Here is a 16402-nt window from a genome sequence, read left to right as displayed (position 1 = left end):
ACCGCGCATCCGGCGGCGCTTCCGGCGCGGCGTCCGCCGTCGCGCCGAGCGCGGCGAGGTCGGGCGCGCCGAGCGCGGCCACGTCGGGCGCGCGGGGCGCGACCACGTCGGGCGCGCGGGGCGCGACGGCGTCGCGCAGGGCGAAGGCGCCCGCCGCCGCGGCCAGAAGCGCCGCGCCGAGCAACGCCGCGCGGCGCTCGCCTGTGCGCGCCGGCGCGGCGGCGGTCGGGGTCGGCGCGGCTCCGAGCGCCCGGGCGAGCGCGTCGAGCGTTTCGAGGCCGACAACCTGCGCGCCGGGCGGCGCCGCCCGCGCCGCCGCCGCGGCCATGGGCTGAGGGAGAACGAAGCCTGTCGAGCAGTCCGGCGCCGGCGTCAGGAACGCCGCCGCGCCCGCCAGCTTCTCCTCCAGCCCGTCCACCGGCTTGACGTCCCAGGCCGAGGTGCCGAGACGCCCGGTCGCCAGCAGCCGCCGCTCCGCCTGCGCCGCGTCGAAGACCAGCGCGCCGGCCGCGGCGAGCAGATGGGCCGTCGCGAGCCCGAGCTGCCAGCTCGCCCCGGCGTCGACGTCGCCCTCCACTTCCAGGATGAGCGGTTCGGACGGGATCGCGGCGCCCTGCGCCCGCAGGCGACGGCGCAGCAGCGCGTCGAAGCCGGCGAACTGCGCGTCCACGCCCATCGGGATATGGCTTTCGTCGAAGCGCACGATCTGCGAGCGCGCCGCCTCGGCGTCGAACCAGAAGGCCCGCACCACAGCGGGCCCGCCCGTCGTGGCGATGGCGAGCAGGGTCGGCGGAGGCGTCATGGCCGGGTCATCGCGGGCGCGCGCCCCTTGGTCAGCGCAGATAGAGCGTCGCGGCGCGGTCCTCGATCGCCGCGACGGCGGGGTCGGCGGCGTCGACAGCCACTTGCGAAACGCCGTCGACCAGCGGGCCGAGCGCGAGCGCGCCCAGAGCGCCGGCCCCCGCCGCGCCTTCGGTCGTCTCGCCGCGCCGCCACAGAAGCTCCGAAGGCGCAGGGGCGCCGGCGGGGAGCCTCACGACGACGAAGCAGCGCCCGGGGCGCTGCGCCGAGCGGCGCAGTTCGACCGAACAGCCGCCGTCGAGCCGCCGCGACACGGCGCCGTCGGCGGCGGCGCGCAGCGGGCGGAACACCGCCTGCGCGCTCCGGTCGAGCGCGCGGGCGAAGGCGGCGGCCACGGCCGGGCGCGCCCGACCGGCCTCCAGAACGCGGCGCAGCGAGGCCGGGTCTCCGGTCGCGGCGGCCCGCCAGATGTCGGCGGGCGAGGCCGCAGGCGGCGCGTCCTCGGCGCGATCCTCGCCGCGATCTTCGGTGCGCGCGGCCTCGGTCGTCGCGGCGAGCGCCGCGTCGAAGGCCTCCGCGCGATCGAGCAGGGCCCCGCGCGCGGCGTCGTCAGGTTTGCCGATCAGCATCAACTCGCTCCTGTGGGCCATGGATCGCCCGGAAGCCCGCCTCGAAGCGCGGCGCGTCGGCGGCGAATTGCGCGTCCGCGTCGGGCGGCGCCGCGTCGAGCAGGCTCTCGACCAGAGACGATAGCCGGGCCAGGGGCGCAATCGCGTCGCCGAACGCCTCGCCGAGGTCCGGATCCTCGAGCGCCTCGGCGAATCCGGCGCGGCGGAAGCTGCGGAAGGCCCGGCGCGCCTCCTCCGCCATCGCCGGCGGCGCGACGTCCGCCTGCGTCGCCACCACATGCGCCGCCGCGAGCCGCGCCTGCAGCAGATGCGCCGCCAGCGCCCGCCACGCGTCGAGCTGCGCGGCGTAGGGCGAGGGCGCCTGCGCGGGGTCGAGTCGCAGCAACGGCGCGACCGGCCGCCCGAAACGCTGCGCGTTGACGACGGCGTTCTGCGCGGCGCCCATCGCCGCCGTCCGCAGCGCGGAGAGCGGCAGATGCGGCGCGATCCGCCACAGCGCGTCGACCACGTCGAGCCCTTCGCGCTCGGCGCGGTTGAGCAGCTTCACCCGGTCGAGCGGCGGCTCCGTCAGCCGGGCGAGCGGCCCGTCCGCGTCGGGCGTCGCGTCGCCGCCCGCGCCTTCGGCGACTTCGAGCGCGTCGGGCGCGTCTAGATGGCCGCGGTCGCGATGCAGCCCCCGCCACGCCTCGCCCTCGCGCAGCGCCATCGACAGCGCCGCGAATCCGCGATGGGCCGTGCGGAACAGCCGCGCCTCGCCGCCGCTCTCCGCCGCCCCCGCCTGCGCCTCCCAGAAGGCGAGCGTCGCCTCGTCGTCGATGCGCCAGCAAGGCGGCGCGCCCGGCGTATCGACTTCCGCTCGGGCGTCGAGAAAGCGCGCGATGGCGGTCAGCCGGTCGCGGGCGGCCCGCCCGCGCAGCGCGCCGTCGAGATGGCGCGACAGGGCCGCCGCCAGCCGGTTGCTCGCCGCGACCCGCCCCGCCCGTTCGGCCCCGGCGCGCTCGGCCTGCGCCAGCGCCGCGTCGCGCTCAGCCGCCGCCTCGCCTTCGACTTCGAGGCCGATCGCGAATTCGAGCAGCGCGAACAGCATCGGCAGGCGCGCTTCGGCGATGCGATAGGACCCGCCGCCGGCCTCCGGCAGTTCGAGCCCGCCTTCTTCGGCCCGCCGCAGCAGGCCGGCCCGGCCCGCGAAGGCGCGCGCGAGCCCAGCGGCGAGGACGCCCGCCCGCGCCGGCCCCTCGATCAGCAGCAGGACCGAGAGCGCGCTCCCGCGACCCCGTCCGGTTTGCGCCAGCGCGCCTGCGGCGGCGAGCAGCTGCGTCAGCTGGAACACCGCGTCGCGCAAGTCGGGGCCGCGCCCTGCGAGCGCCCAGACCAGCCGCTCGATCGTCGCCGGGCCGTAGCGCGGCCGATCCGAGAAGCCCGACGCAGACCAGACCCGCGCCTCGCGCAGCGCCGCGATCTGGTTCTCGAAGGATTCCGAACGGCCCGCGTCGGCGAGGCGCGCGCGCGCGAAATCGACCCGGATCACCACCATCGGCGCGCCTCCCCGCTACCCGCGCGTCAGCATCCCGCCGGCTCGCCCCGAATGCAACCCGCCCGCCCGCCATGCGACCCGCCATGCGACCCGGCGCGGCGGGGATGGAAAGCGCGCGAAAGCTCCGCTACGACTCGGTGCGCGGGTTGTGCGAGACAACGCTTCACGAAGGGAATGCGCGCCATGAGCGAGGCCAGCGGAGACGGGTTCAACATGAGCCTGCGGAAATATCTCAAGCGCGTCGGCGTCACGTCGCAACAGGCGATCGAGGAGGCGGTGCGCGCCAGCGGCAAGACCTCCGGCGCCGTCGCGGTGAAGGTCGTGCTCACCGCTCCCGAGATCGGGCTCGAGCATGTGATCGACGGCGAGATCGCGCTGGCGGAGGACGCATGAGCGTCGATCGCGAGCAGGTGATGGCGGCGCTGCGCAACGTCGTCGACCCGGCCAAGGGCGCCGACATCGTCAGCGCCGGCATGGTGCAGGGTCTGGCGGTGACCGGCTCGGCGGTCGGCTTCTCCATCGAAGTCGACCCAGCGCGCGGCGCCGCGCTCGAGCCGCTGCGCAAGGCCGCCGAAGCGGCGGCGCGCGGCGTGCCGGGGGTCGAGAGCGCGACCGTAGTGCTGACCGCCCACAGCGCGACGCCGGGGAGCGCGCCGAAGGCCGCGCCCGCCGGCCCGCCGCCCGATCTGGGCGTCTCGCCCCGCGCCAAGGCCGGCGACAAGCCGCTCGCGCCGGTCGCGCCGCCGCCCAATGACGGGCGGATCGAGGGGGTGAAGCACATCATCGCCGTCGCCTCGGGCAAGGGCGGCGTCGGCAAGTCGACCGTCTCGTGCAATCTCGCATTGTCGCTGGCCGCGGAGGGCGCCCGCGTCGGGCTGCTCGACGCCGACGTGTACGGCCCCTCGCAGCCGCGCATGCTGGGCGTGACCGGGCGGCCCTCGACGCCGGACGGCAAGACCATCCTGCCGCTGCGCAATTACGGCGTCACCGTGATGTCGATGGGTTTCATGGTCGGCGAGGAGGAATCGGTCGTCTGGCGCGGCCCGATGCTGATGTCGGCGCTGACCCAGATGCTGCATCAGGTGGCGTGGGGCACGCTCGACTATCTGATCGTCGACCTGCCGCCCGGCACCGGCGACGTGCAGCTCACCCTCAGCCAGAAGGTGAACGTCACCGGCGCGATCGTGGTCTCGACGCCGCAGGACATCGCGCTGCTCGACGCCAAGAAGGCGCTCGACATGTTCCGCAAGATGAACACGCCGGTGATCGGCATGATCGAGAACATGAGCACGTTCATCTGCCCCAATTGCAGCCACGAGACCCAGATCTTCGGCCATGGCGGCGCGCGGCGCGAGGCCGAGCGGCTGGGCCTGCCCTTCCTCGGCGAAATCCCGCTCGACATCGCGATCCGCGAGCTGTCCGACAGCGGCGCGCCGATCGTGGCGAGCCGGCCCGACAGCCCGCAGGCGCGGCGCTTCCGCGACATCGCGAAGCTGGTGATGGCCTCGCCGGAAGTCGGTCGGGCGGTCGCGGGGCGGGCCTGAGGATGGGCGGGGCGCTCTCGGCGCGGTTCGATCTGGAGGCGCCATCCTTTCCGCCGCTGCTGAGCGGACGGATCGTCGCGCCGGGGCTCGACCCGTTCGACGCCGCCGTCGAGGCGGCGCGCGCTGGGGAGGACTCGGGAGCGGTGTTCTGGACCGCGGAGCCCGATCTGCTTCGCGTCGCAGTCGTGCTGGCGCCGGACGTGCCGCGCGCGCCGTCGCTCGGCATGCATTTCGTCACGGCGGTCGGCCTCAACGATGCGCTGGGCGCGCTCGGGCCCGAGAAAACCGGGATGATGCATCTCTGGCCCGACGGCGTCATGGTCAACGGCGCGCTCGCCGGCCATGTCCGCACGCTGCTCGCGCCCTGCGCCGCAGACGAGGTCCCCGACTGGCTGGCGACCGGCGTCGCGTTGTCGCTGCGCTTTCCCCGAGGCCTCGCCCCCGGCGCGGCGCCGCGCTTCACGGCGTTGTCCGAGGAGGGCTGCGGCGACCTGACGGCGGCGCAGATCATCGAGAGCTGGTCCCGCCACTTCCTCACCTGGCTGCACCGCTGGGAGACGGACGGGCCCCGCCCGGTGTTCGACGCCTGGCTGAACCGCGCTGCCGGGCGCTCGGAGGACGCCGCCTTCGAGATCGCCGGCGCGGCGCTGCAGGGGCGGCTCCTGGGCCTCGCCGAGGACGGATCGGCGACGCTGCGCGCGGGCGACGCCGCACGCGTCTTCCCGCTCGACGCCGCGCTTGCGCAGCCGACGCCATGGCCGCCGGCGGAGTTCGCGCAGGCGGGGATGTCTCGATGGGAGGGCGCGCGATGAAGGCCCCGCGCGCGATCCGCTTCGACGAAAGCGACCTCAACGTGTTCGAGGTCGCCGCGGAACCCGGCGAACTGGCAGTATCGGGGGCCTTCGCATTCTCCGATATCGCGCCTGAGCAGCTCGGCGGCAAGACGCGGCAGGCCTTCGCCAATGGCTGGCTGGGGCTCGAAAGCTTCGGACGCACGACTTTCGTGGCGGTCGCCAACGTCACCCAGGCGGAACTCGATCAGGCGGCGATGCGGCTCGCGGCGCATTTCGTCGCGGAATGGGGCGCGCCGTCGCTGGAGGCGGCGCTGCCGGCGGCGCGCGACGAGCTCGCCTATGCGGTCGAGCTGTGCGAGGGGCGCCGCCCCAACACGCTGCTGATCGTCGAGCGGAGCCTCGAGACGGAGGGCGTGCGCGAGGCGTTCCGAGCGATCGAGACCTCCGAGGCCGATCTCGCCGACGTGATCGGCCCCGAGGCGGTGGCGCACGCCAAGGACGTGCTGGGTCTGGATTGATCCCGCCCGCGATGCGATGACGGCGAGGCCAACCGCGCCTCAGGAGCCCGCCCATGCCCGACCGCCCCGCGCCCCAGACCGTCCATGTCGTCGTCACCGGCTGCTCCGGGCGGATGGGGCGGCTCTTGTGTCAGGCGGTGATCGACGCCGACGGGGTCATGCTGTCGGGCGCGACCGAGCGGCCCGGCCATGACTGGATCGGGCGCGACCTCGGCGAGATGCTGGGGGCGGGGCGCCCTTTCGGGCTGGAGGTGTCGGACGATCCGCTGCCGCTTTTCGCCGGGGCGCAGGCGGTGCTCGACTTCACCGCGCCGCAGGCGACGCTGGAGCACGCCGAACTCGCCGCGCAGGCGCGGCTGGCGCATGTGATCGGGACCACGGGGCTGAGCGCTGCGGACCACGCCCGGCTCGACGCCTGCGCGCGGCACGCCGTGATCGTGCAGGCTGGCAACATGTCGCTCGGCGTCAACCTGCTGGCGGCGCTGACCCGCAAGGCGGCGGCGACGCTGGATGCGGCATGGGACGTCGAGATCGTGGAGATGCACCATCGCCACAAGGTCGACGCGCCCTCGGGCACGGCGCTGATGCTGGGCGAAGCGGCGGCGCAGGGGCGCGGCGTCGATCTCGCTCAGGTCTCCGAGCGCGGGCGCGACGGCCATACGGGGGCGCGCGGCCCGGGCGCCATCGGCTTCGCCTCCCTGCGCGGCGGCGACGTCGTCGGCGAGCATGAGGTGATCTTCGCCGCGGAAGGCGAGCGGATCGCCCTGCGCCATGTCGCGACCGACCGCGCGCTGTTCGCCCGCGGGGCCGTCAAGGCGGCGCTCTGGGCGCAGGGGCGGGCGCCGGGGCGCTACGACATGCTCGACGTGCTCGGGCTCGATTGACGCGAAAGACTTTTCGCAGGCGGCGCGCCGTGCAAGGGTATTTCCTAGGGACTGCGCAGATCGGTCCGAATCAGAACAACGATCTGACGACAAGGGAGAAATCGACATGACCCTCACCTTCACCCGCCGCGCCCTCTGCGCCGCGGCGCTCGCCGCGGCCGCGCTGGCCGGCGCGCCGGCTTCCGCCGGGCAGATGCTCGACAAGGTTCATTTCCTCATCCCCGGCGGCGCCGGCGGCGGCTGGGACGGCACCGCGCGCGGCGTCGGGGAGGCGCTGACCGCGGCGGGTATCGCTGGAAACGCCTCCTTCGAGAACATGTCGGGCGGCGGCGGCGGCAAGGCGATGACCTATCTCATCGACAACGCCCGGTCGAATTACGACACGCTGATGATCAACTCGACCCCGATGATCATCCGCGGCCTGAACGGCGAAGTCAGCCAGACCTTCCGCGACCTGACCAACGTCGCCGGCGTGGTCGGCGACTACGCGGCCTTCGTGGTCGGCAAGGACAGTCCGATCGAGGACTTCCCGAGCTTCATTGCGCGCTACAAGGAGAACCCCAACAGCTTCGCCGTGGGCGGCGGCTCGGTGCCGGGCGGCATGGACCATCTCGTCGTCTCGCTGGTTCTTCAGGCGGCCGGCCTCGACCCGCTTGCGGTCAAGTACATCCCCTACGACACGGGTGGGCCGGCGATGGCGGCGCTGCTGTCGGGCGAGATCCAGGCGCTGTCGACCGGCATCTCCGAGGCCATCGAGATGGAGAAGGCCGGCGAAGTGCGCATCATCGGCATCACCGCCGCCGAGCGCATGGCCGACTATCCCGCGCTGCCGACCTTCGCCGAGCAGGGCGCGCCGATGGAGTTCATCAACTGGCGCGGCTTCTTCGCGGCGCCCGGCCTGCCCGAGGAGAAGCTCGCGGCGTTCCGCGAAGCGCTCTCCGCGATGATGGCGACGCCGGAATGGGAGGCCGTTCGCGCGCGCAACGGCTGGGTGAACATCCACAATGACGGCCCCGCCTTCACCGCCTTCCTTGAAAAGCAGGAAGCGGAGATGAAGGCGCTGATGGTCGGCCTCGGCTTCCTCTGAGCCGGACGCGGCGGGGCGGGAGCGCCTCGCTCCGCCGCCTCCTCGATCACCCGCAGCGACGGAGGGGCAGATGGCGCTCGACCGCTGGATCGCGCTGATCCTGCTCGGCATTTGCGTCGCCTATGGCTACGCGGCGTGGTTCACCATGGACGGCTCGCTTCCGCCCTTCATGCGGCGCAACCCGGTATGGCCGAGCAGCTTTCCCAAGGTGCTCTCGATCGCCGGCGCGGCCTGCGCGCTGTTCATCCTCGTGTTCCAGAAGGCCCCCGAAGGCCCGAAGGAGGGCGAGATCGACTATCGCCGCCTTGGCCAGTACAATCTCGGTCAGGCGGGGGCGCTGATCGCGATGATGGTCGGCTACGCGCTGCTGCTGCAGCCTGCGGGCTTCCTGCTCTCGACCACCGTCTTTCTGGCGCTCGGCGGCTGGGTGCTGGGCGAGCGCAAGCTGCACGTGCTCGTCCCGGTCGCGGCTTTCGCGTCGGGTTCGATCTGGTGGCTGGTGCAGGAGGTGCTCGGCATCTTCCTGCGTCCGCTGCCGAATTTCCTCTAAGGGGGGCGCGAGATGCTGGAGGGCATGCTCGAAGGGCTCGGCGCGGCTCTGTCGCTGCAGAACCTGATCATGGTGACGGCGGGTTGCATCATCGGCACGCTGATCGGAATGCTGCCCGGCCTCGGCCCGATGTCGATCATCGCCATCATGATCCCCATCGCCATCACCATCGGCGACCCCTCCTCGGCGCTGATCCTGCTGGCCGGCGTCTATTACGGCGCGATCTTCGGCGGCTCGACCTCCTCGATCCTCATCAACGCGCCCGGCGTCGCCTCGACGGTGGCCACTTCGTTCGACGGCTATCCGCTGGCGCGGTCGGGCCAGGCGGGCAAGGCGCTGACGGTCGCGGCCATCTCCTCTTTCTCGGGCGGCACCATCGGCGCGATCCTGCTGATGGCCTTCGCCCCGGCGCTGGCGACGGTCGCGTTGCTGTTCCACTCCGCCGAGTATTTCGCGCTGATGCTGCTGGGGCTTTCGGCCATCGCCGCTTTCGCGGGCTCGGGCAACGTCGCCAAGGCCGCGATGATGACCATTCTGGGGCTCATCATGGCGACGGTGGGCGAGGCGGCGCTGTTCAATGCGCCGCGCTTCACCATGGGGTTTCAGGACCTGCAATCTGGCTTCAGCTTCATCACGCTGGCGATGGCGATGTTCGCGCTGCCCGAGGCGCTGTTCCTCGTGCTCGACCCGCGCCGTTCGAAATCCGCCGACGGGTCGGATGCGGGCGAGATCAAGGACCTTCGCATCAGCCGCGAGGAGGCGCGCACCATCGCGCCGGTGATCGGGCGGCAGTCGCTGCAGGGCTTCTTCATCGGCGTGCTGCCGGGCGCGGGGGCCACCATCGCCTCCTTCCTCGGCTATGCGGTCGAGCGCAACCTCGCCACCAAGGAGGAGCAAGAGCAGTTCGGCAAGGGCTCGCTGAAGGGGCTGGCGGCGCCCGAGGCCGCCAACAACGCGGCCTGCTCGGGCAGCTTCGTGCCGTTGCTGACCCTCGGCATTCCCGGCTCGGGGACGACTGCGATCCTGCTCGGCGCGCTGATCTCGCTCAACGTCTCGCCGGGGCCGCGGCTGATGCTCGACGAGCCCGACATATTCTGGTCGGTCATCATCTCGATGTATCTGGGCAATCTGGTTCTGCTGGCGCTGAACCTGCCGCTGATCCCCTATATCGCCAAGCTGCTCGCCGTGCCGCGCGCCTATCTGATTCCGTTCATCCTGTTCTTCACTCTTATGGGCAGCTATATAGGTCAAAACAATTCGACCGAACTTCTGATCCTCGTCGGGTTGGGTCTGGCGGCGACAGCGTTGAAATTCGCAGATTATCCGCTGGCGCCGCTTCTGATCGGGTTCATCCTCGGCCGCATGCTGGAGGACAACTTCGCCCGCGCGATGCAGCTCTATGACGGTTTCGGCTTCATCCTCGAACGCCCGATGACCATGGCGCTGCTGGCGCTGTCGGTCGTGCTGGTGTTCCTGCCGGGCTGGAGGGCGCGGCGGGCGACGCGCATCGCGCGCAGCGTCGCGCAGGGCGACTGACGGCGCGGAATCCGGCGCGAATTCATGTAGAATAGGATTTTCGATCGCCGAGACTTTAGTCTCGCGCGTAAAGGCCACATTGATCGCCGGGCCTCCTTCGAGATGATCGAAAGATAAATACACGGAAGGGGGAAACGAAAACATGGCCTTGTGGATTCAGGCGTTGCTCGGCTTCACGCCGATCGCGCTGGCCGGCGTGCTGCTGGTCGGCTTGAGATGGCCGGCGCGCACGGCGATGCCGGTGGTCTATGCGACGGCGGCGCTGATCGCGCTGCTGTTCTGGGGGGTGCCGTTCGCCCGCGTCGCCGCCTCGACCGTGCAGGGGCTGATCATCACCGTCTCGGTGCTATGGATCATCTTCGGCGCGATCCTGCTCCTCAACACGCTCAAGCACAGCGGGGCGATCAAGACGATCCGCGCCGGCTTCGCGCAGATCAGCCCGGACCGGCGGGTGCAGATGATCATCATCGGCTGGCTGTTCGGCTCGTTCATCGAGGGCGCGTCGGGCTTCGGCACGCCGGCGGCGATCGTGGCGCCGCTTCTGGTGGCGCTGGGCTTTCCAGCGATGGCGGCGGTGGTCGTGGGGATGATGGTGCAGAGCACGCCGGTCTCCTTCGGCGCGGTCGGCACGCCCATCGTGATCGGCGTGACCGGCGGCCTCGACAAGGTCGCCGTGACCGCGCAGCTCGAAGCGCAGGGGTCGAGCTGGGAGGCGTTCTACGCCGCCGTGACGTCGGATGTGGCGATGATCCACGGCACGGTCGGGCTGTTCATGCCGATCCTCATGGTGATGATGATCACGCGTTTCTTCGGGTCCAACCGCTCCTGGACCGAGGGGCTGTCGATCATCCCCTTCGCGCTGTTCGCCGCCGTGTCCTTCTCCGTCCCCTATGTGCTCGCGGGCGTGTTCCTCGGGCCGGAATTCCCGTCGTTGATCGGTTCGCTGATCGCGCTCGGCGTCGTGGTGACGGCGGCCCGCAAGGGTTTCCTGATCCCCAAGGACAACTGGGATTTCGCGCCGCCAGAGCAATGGCCGTCGGAATGGATCGGCGATCTCGAGATCAAGCTGGAGAAGCTGACCGACAAGGCGCCGATCACGGCGACCATGGCGTGGGCGCCCTATCTGCTGGTCGCAGGCATTCTGGTGCTCAGCCGCGTCTGGACCGATTTCAAGAGCGCGCTGACGTCCTGGTCCTTCGGGATGAGCAACATTTTCGGCGAGGCCGGGATCTCGGCGAGCATCCAGCCGCTCTACCTGCCGGGCGGCATTCTGGTGTTCGTCGCGCTGGTCACGGTGCTGCTCCACCGGATGAAGCCGGGGCAGTTCGTCGAAGCGATAGGCGAGTCGGGCAAGCTGCTAATCGGCGCGGGGTTCGTGCTGGCCTTCACCATCCCGATGGTGCGCATCCTGATCAATTCGGGCGTCAACACCGCCGAACTGCCGAGCATGCCGATCGCCATGTCGACCTGGCTGGCGGCGACGGTCGGCGACATCTATCCATTCTTCACCGCGACTGCGGGCGCGCTGGGGGCATTCATCGCCGGCTCGAACACCGTCAGCAACATGATGCTGAGCCAGTTCCAGTACGGGGTCGCCGAACAACTCGGCAACTCCACCTCGCTGTTCATCGCGCTTCAGGCGGTGGGCGCTGCGGCGGGCAACATGATCGCCATCCACAATGTCGTGGCGGCGGCGGCGACGGTCGGCTTTCTCGGACGCGAGGGCGCGGTGCTGTCCAAGACGGTGATCCCGACGATCTACTATCTGACCTTCGTCGGCATCATCGGCCTGCTCTTCGTCTGAGGTTCCCGCCCGGCGCCGCGAAGCGCCGGGCGCCGAAAGGAAAAAGCCCCGGCGTCTCGCGGCGCCGGGGCTTCGTCTGCGCGGGATGCGCCGTCAGAGCGCGCGGTCGCGCGGCCACGCATCGAGGACGCGCAGATAGTTGGCGCGCTCGAAAGCGTCGGGATCGGCGACGTTGCGCTGGCTCATCGCGCCCTTCATCTGCGCGACCGAGGAATAGCCCTTGGCCTGCATCCAGTCCCGCAACCCGTCGCGCAGCACGGCGAAATGGCCGGGGCCATGGCGCAGCGCCGCCGAGGTGCTCATCACCGCGTCGGCCCCGGCGAGCAGGTACTTCACCACCTCGTCCGACGTCTGGACGCCCCGCGTCGCGGCCAGCGAGCATCCTGCGAGCCGCCCGTGCAGGATCGCGATCCAGAGCAGCGGCAGGCGGATCTCCGAGGCCGCCGACAGCTCGATCCGCGGCGCCACCTCCAGCGCGTCGAGGTCGAAATCGGGCTGATAGAAGCGGTTGAACAGCACCAGCCCCGCCGCCCCGGCCTCCGCGAAGCGCCGCGCCATCTCGCCCGTCGCCGAGAAGAACGGGCTGAGCTTGATCGCGACCGGGATCGCCACGGCGGCGGCGACGGCGCGCACGGTCTCGACGTAGCGGTCCTCCACCTCGCGCCCAGTGGTCGCGAGGTCGGCGGGGATGTGGAAGATGTTGAGCTCCAGCGCCGCGGCGCCCGCCTGCTCGAACAGCCGCGCATGCTCTGTCCAGCCCTGCGTCGTCACGCCGTTGAGACTGCCGATCACCGGGATCGCGCAAGCCTCGGAGGCGCGGCGGATCAGCTCCAGATGCGCCTCCGGGCCGATGCGGCGCTCGCCGAGGTCAGGGAAATAGCTCGTCGCCTCGCCGAAGCTCTCCTCCGTGCTCTCGAAGGCGTGGTCGAGCGCGGCGTTCTCGCGCAGCAACTGCTCCTCGAAGAGCGAGGCGGTGACGACAGCGGCCGCGCCGCCGTCTTCCAGCCGCCGGATGCCGTCGAAGCTCGCCGAATGGGGCCCGGCGGAGGCGATGGCGGGATGGGCGAGGCGCAGGCCCAGATACTCGGTCGTCAGGTCCATCGCCGTCAGCCCCGCGCCGCGACCGGGCCGCCCGCCGCCGCCTGCGCCGCCATTTCCTCATAGACTTTCCAGCGCGCGTCCACCGCCGCCTGCGCCTGCGCCATCAGCCCCTCGGCCTCGGTGGGGTTGGTCATGCGCAGCATCCGGTAGCGCAGCTCGTTCTCGGTGAACTCCTTGAGCTTGATGCTGGGGCGCGGGCAGTCGAGCGAGAAGGGGTTGCCGTCGCCGTCGCGGATCGCGGGGTTGAAGCGCATCAGCGGCCAGTAGCCGCTCTGCACGGCGCGGCTCTGCTGGTCGAGGCCCTTGGTCATGTCGATGCCATGCGCGATGCAGTGACTGTAGGCGAGGATGATCGACGTCCCCTCATAGGCCTCCGCCTCGCGCATCGCGAGCAGCGCCTGCTGCGGATTGGCCCCGAAGGCGATCCGCGCGACGTAGACATTGCCGTAGCTGATCGCCTGCATGGCGAGGTCTTTCTTGCCGACATGCTTGCCGCCATTGGCGAATTTCGCCACCGCCCCGATCGGGGTGGATTTCGACGCCTGCCCGCCGGTGTTGGAATAGACTTCGGTGTCCATGATCAGGATGTTGACGTTGCGCCCCGACGCCAGCACGTGGTCCACCCCCGCCGAGCCGATGTCGTAGGCCCAGCCGTCGCCGCCCATGATCCACACGCTGCGCCGCACCAGCCGCTCGGCCAGCGTGCGCAGATGGCGCACCGCGTCGCCCTCCAGCCCGGCGAGCTTCTGGCGCAGCACCTCGACCCGCTGGCGCTGGGCGGCGATCTGGGTCTCGGTCTTCTGCTCGGCCTCGATCAGATCGCCGACGAGGTCGTGGCCGATCTGCGGGGCCAGCGCGATCAGCAGCCGGTGCGCCTCGGCGACCGCCTGATCGTCGGCGAGCCGCATTCCCAGCCCGAACTCCGCATTGTCCTCGAACAGCGAATTCGCCCAGGCCGGGCCGCGCCCTTCGGCGTCCTTGGTCCAGGGCGTGGTGGGCAGGTTGCCGCCATAGATCGAGGAGCAGCCCGTCGCATTGGCCACCAGCAGCCGGTCGCCGAAAAGCTGCGACACGGCCTTCACATAAGGCGTCTCGCCGCAGCCCGCGCAGGCGCCGGGGAACTCGAAGAGCGGCTCGAGGAACTGCACCCCGCGCACAGTCGAGAAATCGACATGGCGGCGCTCGTTGACCGGCAGCGTCTCGAAGAAGCGGATGTTCTCGCGCTCCGCTTCCAGAACCGGGGCCTTCCGGTCGAGATTGATCGCCTTGCGCCCCGCGACTTCGCGGTTCTTCGCCGGGCAGGCCTCGACGCAGAGGCCGCAGCCGGTGCAGTCCTCGGCGTAGACCTGAAGCGTGTAGCGCGTGTCGGGGAAGCCGCGGGCGTCGATGGGGGCGGAGCGGAAGCTCTCCGGCGCCCCCTCCAGCCGCGACTTGTCGTAAAGCCGCGCGCGGATCACCGAATGGGGGCAGACGAAGCTGCAATTGCCGCACTGGATGCAGGTTTCGGGGTCCCAGATCGGGATGATGTCTGAGACGTTGCGCTTCTCCCATCGCGTCGTGCCGGTCGGGAACGTCCCGTCGACCGGCATGGCGCTGACCGGCAGCGCGTCGCCGCGCCCGGCCATCATCTCCGCCGTCACCTCGCGCACGAAGGCGGGCGCCTCGGAGGGCACCACGGGCGGGCGCTCGGCGGCGCTGGTGGCGGCTTTCGGGATCGGGATTTCCGACAGATGGGCGAGCGTCGCGTCGACGGCGGCGAAGTTCTTCGCGACCACCTCCGCGCCCTTCTTCGCATAGGTCTTCTCGATGGATTTCTTGATCGCGGCGATGGCGCGGTCGCGCTCAATCACGCCCGAGATCGCGAAGAAGCAGGTCTGCATGATGGTGTTGGTGCGCCGGCCCATGCCCGCCTCGCGCGCCACAGTCGCCGCGTCGATCACATGCAGCTTCGCGCCGAGTTCGATCAGCCGCGCCTGCACGGGCCGGGGCAGGGCGTCCCACACCCTTTCGGGCGGCAGCGGGCAGTCGATCAGCACGGTCGCGCCGGGGGCGGCGGCGCCGAGGAAATCGACGCGCGGCACGAAGCTCCATTGATGCACGCCGACGAAATTCGCCTTGCGGATCAGATAGCTCGACCGGATCGGCGCCCGCCCGAAACGCACATGGCTGACGGTCTGCGAGCCCGACTTCTTGCTGTCGTAGACGAAATAGCCCTGGGCGAAAAACTCGGGCATGGCGCCGATGATCTTGATCGTGTTCTTGTTCGCGCCGACCGTGCCGTCGGCCCCGAGGCCGTAGAACATCGCGCGGATCGTGTCGTCGGGCTCGATGTCGAAATCGGGGTCGACGGTCAGGCTCAGATGGGTGACGTCGTCCTCGATGCCGACGGTGAAGCGCATCCGGGGCGCGGGCTTGGCGGCCTCCTCGAAAGCGGCCTTGACCATCGCCGGGGTGAATTCCTTGGATGAAAGGCCGTAGCGCCCGCCGATCAGCCGCGGCGGCGCGGCCATCGGAAGCGTACCGCGCCCCGCCGCCTCGTAGAGCGCCGTCGAGACGTCCATGAACAGCGGCTCGCCCGGCGCGCCCGGCTCCTTGCAGCGGTCCATCGCCACGACGGCGCGGGTGGTGGCCGGCAGCGCCTCGAGGAAATGCTCCACCGAGAAGGGGCGGTAGAGCCGCACGTTCAGTACGCCGAGCCTGGCGCCATGGGCGTTGAGGTGGTCCACCGTCTCGCGCGCGGCGTCGGCGCCGGAGCCCATGATGATCATCACCGTCTCGGCGTCCGGCGCGCCGTGATAGTCGAACAGGCGATAGGCGCGCCCAGTCATCCCGGCGAACTTCTCCATCGCCGCTTCGACGATGCCGGGGACGCGCTGATAGTAGACGTTGCACGCCTCGCGCGCCTGGAAGAACACGTCGGGGTTCTGCGCCGTGCCGCGGATCACCGGCGCGTCGGGGCTGAGGGCGCGGGCGCGATGCGCGAGCACCAGATCGTCGTCGATCATCGCGCGCAGCACGGCGTCGGGGATCATCGCGAGCTTGGAGACTTCGTGCGAGGTGCGGAAGCCGTCGAAGAACTCGATGAAGGGCACGCGGCTCTCGAGCGTCGCGGCCTGCGCGATCAGCGCCATGTCGTGCGCCTCCTGCACCGAGGCCGCCGACAGCATCGCGAAACCCGTCCCGCGCACCGCCATCACGTCGGCATGGTCGCCGAAGATCGACAGGGCGTGCGTGGCCAGCGTGCGCGCGGTGACGTGGAAAACCGTCGGCGTCAGCTCGCCCGCGATCTTGTACATGTTGGGGATCATCAGCATGAGCCCCTGCGAGGCTGTGAAGGTCGCGCTCAGCGCGCCCGCCTGCAACGCGCCGTGCAGCGCCCCCGCGGCGCCGCCCTCGCTCTGGAGCTGCGCCACCAGCGGCACGCCGCCCCACAGGTTCTTGCGCCCCTCGCTCGCCCACTGGTCGCAAAGCTCGGCCATGGTCGAGGATGGGGTGATCGGATAGATCGCGCAGACTTCGTTCAGCTTGTAGGCGACGTTCGCGGCGGCTTCGTTGCCGTCCATGGTCGCCCAGACGGTTTCGGTCTTCGCTTCGCTGGCGGCGGCGCTGGCGTCGAGCAT

General features: G+C 70.8%; 14 protein-coding genes. 9 read left to right on the top strand and 5 right to left on the bottom strand.

All coding sequences use genetic code 11. The features are described 5' to 3' along the window. The 3 genes from V7Q31_RS06645 to V7Q31_RS06635 all read right to left on the bottom strand — a co-directional run. The coding region (locus V7Q31_RS06645; protein WP_442976378.1) for a hypothetical protein at positions 1–802 on the bottom strand (802 nt) is incomplete at its 3' end. Positions 803–833: 31 nt separating this feature from the next. Continuing rightward, the gene (locus tag V7Q31_RS06640; protein ID WP_333832907.1) at positions 834–1430 is read right to left on the bottom strand and encodes a hypothetical protein; all 597 of its coding nucleotides are present in this window, start codon (positions 1428–1430) and stop codon (positions 834–836) included. Then, positions 1411–2964 carry a hypothetical protein gene (locus tag V7Q31_RS06635; RefSeq protein WP_333832906.1) on the bottom strand — a complete coding sequence of 518 codons (1554 nt, stop codon included), beginning with the start codon at positions 2962–2964 and terminating at the stop codon, positions 1411–1413. The genes V7Q31_RS06640 and V7Q31_RS06635 overlap by 20 nt, the downstream gene beginning before the upstream one ends. Positions 2965–3147: 183 nt before the next feature. Between V7Q31_RS06635 and V7Q31_RS06630 the strand changes: the two genes are divergently transcribed. From V7Q31_RS06630 to V7Q31_RS06590, 9 genes are all read left to right on the top strand, one after another. Beyond that, entirely contained in the window at positions 3148–3357 is a 210-nt protein-coding gene (locus tag V7Q31_RS06630) for a DUF6494 family protein (RefSeq protein ID WP_333832905.1), read from the top strand. Further along, positions 3354–4508: an iron-sulfur cluster carrier protein ApbC gene (gene apbC, locus V7Q31_RS06625; protein WP_333832904.1), complete on the top strand. Its 1155-nt coding sequence runs from the start codon at positions 3354–3356 to the stop codon at positions 4506–4508. The genes V7Q31_RS06630 and apbC overlap by 4 nt, the downstream gene beginning before the upstream one ends. 2 nt (positions 4509–4510) lie before the next feature. Continuing rightward, complete coding sequence (locus tag V7Q31_RS06620; RefSeq protein WP_333832903.1) at positions 4511–5320, top strand: biotin/lipoate--protein ligase family protein; 810 nt, start codon at positions 4511–4513, stop codon at positions 5318–5320. Next, on the top strand, positions 5317–5820 hold the full coding sequence (locus V7Q31_RS06615) for a DUF6505 family protein (protein WP_333832902.1): 504 nt from the start codon (positions 5317–5319) through the stop codon (positions 5818–5820). Before V7Q31_RS06620 ends, V7Q31_RS06615 begins: the two co-directional genes overlap by 4 nt. Before the next feature lie 53 nt (positions 5821–5873). Further along, a complete protein-coding gene (gene dapB / locus V7Q31_RS06610; RefSeq protein WP_333832901.1) occupies positions 5874–6704 on the top strand; it encodes a 4-hydroxy-tetrahydrodipicolinate reductase in 831 nt (276 codons plus the stop codon). A gap of 106 nt (positions 6705–6810) precedes the next feature. Next, complete coding sequence (locus V7Q31_RS06605; RefSeq protein WP_333832900.1) at positions 6811–7791, top strand: tripartite tricarboxylate transporter substrate binding protein; 981 nt, start codon at positions 6811–6813, stop codon at positions 7789–7791. A gap of 70 nt (positions 7792–7861) precedes the next feature. Further along, positions 7862–8341, top strand: a complete 480-nt coding sequence (locus V7Q31_RS06600; RefSeq protein WP_333832899.1) for a tripartite tricarboxylate transporter TctB family protein — start codon at positions 7862–7864, stop codon at positions 8339–8341. A 12-nt stretch (positions 8342–8353) separates the two neighbouring features. Beyond that, positions 8354–9877: a tripartite tricarboxylate transporter permease gene (locus V7Q31_RS06595; protein WP_333832898.1), complete on the top strand. Its 1524-nt coding sequence runs from the start codon at positions 8354–8356 to the stop codon at positions 9875–9877. A 142-nt stretch (positions 9878–10019) separates the two neighbouring features. Beyond that, positions 10020–11681, top strand: a complete 1662-nt coding sequence (locus V7Q31_RS06590; RefSeq protein ID WP_333832897.1) for an L-lactate permease — start codon at positions 10020–10022, stop codon at positions 11679–11681. 93 nt (positions 11682–11774) lie between these two features. Here the strand turns inward: V7Q31_RS06590 and V7Q31_RS06585 are convergent, their stop codons facing one another. Both V7Q31_RS06585 and nifJ read right to left on the bottom strand, forming a co-directional pair. Beyond that, positions 11775–12782 carry a dihydroorotate dehydrogenase-like protein gene (locus tag V7Q31_RS06585; RefSeq protein ID WP_333832896.1) on the bottom strand — a complete coding sequence of 336 codons (1008 nt, stop codon included), beginning with the start codon at positions 12780–12782 and terminating at the stop codon, positions 11775–11777. A 5-nt stretch (positions 12783–12787) separates the two neighbouring features. After that, positions 12788–16402: a pyruvate:ferredoxin (flavodoxin) oxidoreductase gene (gene nifJ, locus V7Q31_RS06580; RefSeq protein WP_333832895.1), complete on the bottom strand. Its 3615-nt coding sequence runs from the start codon at positions 16400–16402 to the stop codon at positions 12788–12790.

This window comes from Rubrimonas sp. (assembly GCF_036788415.1).
In the GTDB taxonomy this organism is placed as follows: Bacteria; Pseudomonadota; Alphaproteobacteria; order Rhodobacterales; family Rhodobacteraceae; genus Rubrimonas.
Note: the sequence above shows the minus strand (reverse complement) of the source record. Positions and strands in the feature narration are given on the sequence as shown.

Bases quoted from the DNA above. Each gene is read 5' to 3' on its own strand.
- V7Q31_RS06640 (WP_333832907.1), bottom strand. From the start codon at position 1,430: ATGCTGATCGGCAAACCTGACGACGCCGCGCGCGGGGCCCTGCTCGAT.
- V7Q31_RS06635 (WP_333832906.1), bottom strand. From the start codon at position 2,964: ATGGTGGTGATCCGGGTCGATTTCGCGCGCGCGCGCCTCGCCGACGCG.
- V7Q31_RS06630 (WP_333832905.1), top strand. From the start codon at position 3,148: ATGAGCGAGGCCAGCGGAGACGGGTTCAACATGAGCCTGCGGAAATAT.
- apbC (WP_333832904.1), top strand. From the start codon at position 3,354: ATGAGCGTCGATCGCGAGCAGGTGATGGCGGCGCTGCGCAACGTCGTC.
- V7Q31_RS06620 (WP_333832903.1), top strand. From the start codon at position 4,511: ATGGGCGGGGCGCTCTCGGCGCGGTTCGATCTGGAGGCGCCATCCTTT.
- V7Q31_RS06615 (WP_333832902.1), top strand. From the start codon at position 5,317: ATGAAGGCCCCGCGCGCGATCCGCTTCGACGAAAGCGACCTCAACGTG.
- dapB (WP_333832901.1), top strand. From the start codon at position 5,874: ATGCCCGACCGCCCCGCGCCCCAGACCGTCCATGTCGTCGTCACCGGC.
- V7Q31_RS06605 (WP_333832900.1), top strand. From the start codon at position 6,811: ATGACCCTCACCTTCACCCGCCGCGCCCTCTGCGCCGCGGCGCTCGCC.
- V7Q31_RS06600 (WP_333832899.1), top strand. From the start codon at position 7,862: ATGGCGCTCGACCGCTGGATCGCGCTGATCCTGCTCGGCATTTGCGTC.
- V7Q31_RS06595 (WP_333832898.1), top strand. From the start codon at position 8,354: ATGCTGGAGGGCATGCTCGAAGGGCTCGGCGCGGCTCTGTCGCTGCAG.
- V7Q31_RS06590 (WP_333832897.1), top strand. From the start codon at position 10,020: ATGGCCTTGTGGATTCAGGCGTTGCTCGGCTTCACGCCGATCGCGCTG.
- V7Q31_RS06585 (WP_333832896.1), bottom strand. From the start codon at position 12,782: ATGGACCTGACGACCGAGTATCTGGGCCTGCGCCTCGCCCATCCCGCC.
- nifJ (WP_333832895.1), bottom strand. From the start codon at position 16,402: ATGCTCGACGCCAGCGCCGCCGCCAGCGAAGCGAAGACCGAAACCGTC.